Source organism: Bacillus sp. TE9106W, from assembly GCF_054062215.1.
In genome coordinates, this window is sequence record NZ_JBSSFA010000033.1 from 1 (window position 1) to 2,306 (window position 2,306).

The following is a 2,306-nucleotide window of genomic DNA, read 5'->3' on the forward strand; positions in this document are numbered from 1 at the left end:
CACACCCGTTCCCATACCGAACACGGAAGTTAAGCTCTCTAGCGCCGATGGTAGTTGGGACCTTGTCCCTGTGAGAGTAGGACGTCGCCAAGCAAGCTTAAGACGAGTCAGAATGACTCGTCTTTTTTTGTGTTTCTAACTTCTGATCAGTCTCAAGTTATTCTGTTATATTCAATTTCGATATGTAGTTTAAGATTTTCTATTTTATTTTTTGTGGAAGCAATCTATCGGTATGTTAAAATAGTACAGTTATTTTTTGAAGTACTTTAATATAGGAAGATTTAATTTTTTTAAAGGAGATAACATGAAAAAGATAGGTATAATTACAGATTTTCCGAATAGGAAAGCCCACTACGGTGCGATAGTACCCCCTTTAGGGGTGGGATGATAGTGAGGTCAAATGCGATGTATAGATAAGATACCGAAAGTATGTTCTGTACATCAAGTATTTGAAATGGTATAATTTTCATAACAGACAAGTGAAAGTCTCTAAAACAATCTTGTTCTCTGAAAACAGAATACATATGAGGTTGGAGTAACAAATTCTTCTGCTCCGTAAAATGTATTGAGTCGTCAAGTACAAGACGCTAAAACACATTTGAGAACTCACAATCTGACTCGTTTGGTAATAGAACGAGTGCCGTATCTGCTAGATGCACTGGATATGGAGTGGTGATGGCACACCGCAATCTTGCACGTCAGCGATACTAGAAATAGACTTCGCCTTTGGTAGCAAGAATCCCACTGACGTTAGTCAGCTTGCGGCTTTAGCCGTGGGAGTGTCAATATAGTAGTCTTAGTCCTTCTAGCGATTGTATATATGTTAGTTGGGAATTATTTTTATAACTATGCGTTGAATGCGAAACAAGAAAAAGAATTTTTAGAGGATAACCCTCACTTAGTAGAAACTGTGAATGCATCAGGAGATGTGTTGGCTACAAATGAAGAAAAGGATGCCAACTTTGTATCAAATCATAAACCTAATACACTACACATAAATTCTTTCGATAAGTTGGAATGGAGAAGCTGAGAAGATAGATTCAAATACGTATTGGAATACCGTATGGAGGTTCGTGGGAAGATATATTCAAGCATAATTAGATTTATATATGCGATAATCAGAAGGTAATACTTTTGATTATCGTTTTTCTATTTATAGATTTATTTTAGGTTGAAGTATATAAGGCTTGAAGCATAAATTTTTGAATTCCTTAGTGCCAGTGCTACAATGATTGAAAACTACATGTTAATGAGGTGTTTCTATGAAAATTGAAGTATGGTCAGATTTTGTATGCCCGTTTTGCTACATTGGGAAACGTAGATTAGAAGTAGCTTTAGAGCAATTTCCACATAAGAAGGATGTTGAAGTTGAGTTTAAAAGTTTTGAATTAGACCCAAATGCTCCAATCTATTCTGGAACAAGTATTAATGAAGTACTTGCATCAAAGTATGGAATTAGTATTGAAGAAGCTAAGCGTAATAACGTACAGCTAGGAAATCATGCAGCTAGTATGGGTTTAAGTTTTAATTTTGATGAGATGAAGCCGACGAACACGTTTGATGCGCATCGTCTTGCGAAGTTTGCAAAGAATCAAGGGAAAGAAAAAGAGATTACGGAAAATCTACTTTTTGCATATTTCACTGAATCGAAAAATTTAAGCGAGGTGGATACACTTGCTACTATCGCTGAAGCTGCAGGCTTAGATAAGGAAGAAGCTTTACGTGTTATTAATGATAAAAAGGCATATGCTAATGATGTTAGAATTGATGAAGCGATTGCTCAGCAATATCAAATTTCAGGAGTGCCTTATTTTATTATTAATCAAAAATATGCTATTTCAGGTGCACAACCACTTGAAACTTTTGTTGGTGCACTTCAGCAAGTGTGGGAAGAAGAGAATCCTGCACCTAAGTTGCAAGAACTTTCTTCAGAGGGTGGAAGCGATATGTCTTGTACAGATGAAAGCTGTTCGGTACCTTCAAAAGAACAATAGTTTTTATGATGGAAAGCAACCCATAGAGTATTATATGGGTTGCTTATATATTCTTATAGAAGAGGTATGTAAATAGGTTTATAAAAAAATGAAGTTTTTTATAAAAACGTATTGACGATTACTACTTAGAGGTATAATATAGAACAAGTCGCCGATGACAACAACGTCGAAAGCGGCAAACGAAATAAAAAACTTAGTTGACATTAACTAACGAAGGTGTTAACATAAGGAAGTCGCAAATGAGCGACCAAGTAGTTCTTTGAAAACTGAACGAAACAAACAACGTGAAACGTCAATTTTTATTTTAGATGC

At 35.6% G+C, this 2,306-nt stretch carries 1 protein-coding gene, 1 rRNA gene and 1 pseudogene; all 3 read left to right on the forward strand.

The genetic code is table 11. The annotated features are described in order from the left end of the window. A 5S ribosomal RNA gene (rrf, locus tag ACVWY7_RS26960) occupies positions 1–93 on the forward strand; the annotation flags it as partial. Between the two features lie 727 nt (positions 94–820). Next, positions 821–1,015 (forward strand): annotated as a pseudogene (locus ACVWY7_RS26965) (alpha/beta hydrolase); the annotation flags it as partial. A gap of 247 nt (positions 1,016–1,262) precedes the next feature. Then, positions 1,263–1,994 carry a DsbA family oxidoreductase gene (locus ACVWY7_RS26970; protein ID WP_073526725.1) on the forward strand — a complete coding sequence of 244 codons (732 nt, stop codon included), beginning with the start codon at positions 1,263–1,265 and terminating at the stop codon, positions 1,992–1,994. The last annotated feature ends 312 nt before the right edge of the window (positions 1,995–2,306 follow it).

Coding starts and splice junctions, on each gene's coding strand:
- ACVWY7_RS26970 (WP_073526725.1), top strand. CDS start 1,263: ATGAAAATTGAAGTATGGTCAGATTTTGTATGCCCGTTTTGCTACATT.